At 44.6% G+C, this 1178-nt stretch carries 2 protein-coding genes; both read left to right on the top strand.

Features of this window, described 5'->3' with window-relative positions; translation table 11 throughout:
- On the top strand, window positions 1–506 hold a 506-nt coding region (locus tag A3757_RS18925; RefSeq protein WP_068740086.1), incomplete at its 5' end, for a phosphoribosylanthranilate isomerase.
- The coding region (locus A3757_RS18920; RefSeq protein WP_231878323.1) for a pyridoxal-phosphate dependent enzyme at window positions 481–1178 on the top strand (698 nt) is incomplete at its 3' end. The genes A3757_RS18925 and A3757_RS18920, both read left to right, overlap by 26 nt.

Here is a 1178-nt window from a genome sequence, read left to right as displayed (position 1 = left end):
CTTGCGATATTATTGCTAAACTTCCACCTTTTGTTTCTGCTGTAGGTTTATTTGTTAATGCTTCTAAGTCTTATGTGAAAGAGGTTTCTAACCTAGCCTCGCTAAGCCTTATTCAGTTTCACGGCGATGAAAACGAAGATTTTTGTTCAAGCTTTGATCGTCCTTATATTAAAGCCGTGCGTGTTCAGTGCGAGCAAGATATTCTAGAGGCCGATAAACATTACTCTAGTGCCTTAGGCTTATTGCTAGATACTTATAAAAAAGGTGTTCCTGGTGGAACAGGAGAGGCCTTTGAATGGTCAATTATTCCAAAAAATACCACTAAACCACTTATTCTTGCCGGGGGCTTAAACGCCTCGAATGTGCGCGCTGCTGTTAAACAGGTGCGCCCCTATGCGGTAGATGTAAGTGGCGGTGTAGAATTACGTAAGGGTGTGAAAGACCACTCTAAAGTTTCAAGTTTTGTAGATGAGGTGTCGAGTGCCAGCGAATACACGAATTACTGAAGAATTGTTAGCTCAACTTCCTGATAATAAAGGGCATTTTGGCCCTTATGGTGGTCGATTTGTTTCAGAGACTTTGATGTCATCGCTTGAAGACCTTGAGAAGAAATACCTTTCTCTCAAAGATGACCCTGAGTTCTGTAAAGAGTTTGATAAGGATATGGCTGACTATGTGGGTCGGCCTTCACCGCTTTATTTTGCCGAACGTCTGACTAGAGAAGTGGGCGGTGCAAAGATCTACCTTAAGCGAGAGGACCTTAATCATACCGGCGCGCACAAAGTAAATAATACCATCGGTCAGGCACTATTAGCTAAGTACTTAGGTAAGCCAAGAGTGATTGCTGAGACAGGTGCAGGTCAGCACGGTGTTGCTTCTGCGACCGTTGCAGCTCGTTTGGGCCTCGAATGTAAGGTCTTTATGGGCATTGAAGATGTGCGTCGTCAAGCTCTGAACGTTTATCGAATGAAGCTCCTGGGTGCAGAAGTTGAAGCAGTAACAAGCGGCACTAAAACCCTAAAAGATGCGATGAATGAAGCGCTTCGAGACTGGGTAACGAATGTCGATAATACTTTTTATATTATTGGTACGGTTGCGGGGCCTCACCCTTACCCTATGCTTGTGCGTGACTTCCAGGCGATCATCGGTCGAGAAGCAAAAGCTCAGTGCCTTGAGAA

It is taken from the genome of Oleiphilus sp. HI0117 (genome assembly GCF_001635235.1).
The sequence above is the reverse complement of the archived record's forward strand: the minus strand, read 5'-3'. Positions and strand labels throughout refer to the sequence as shown.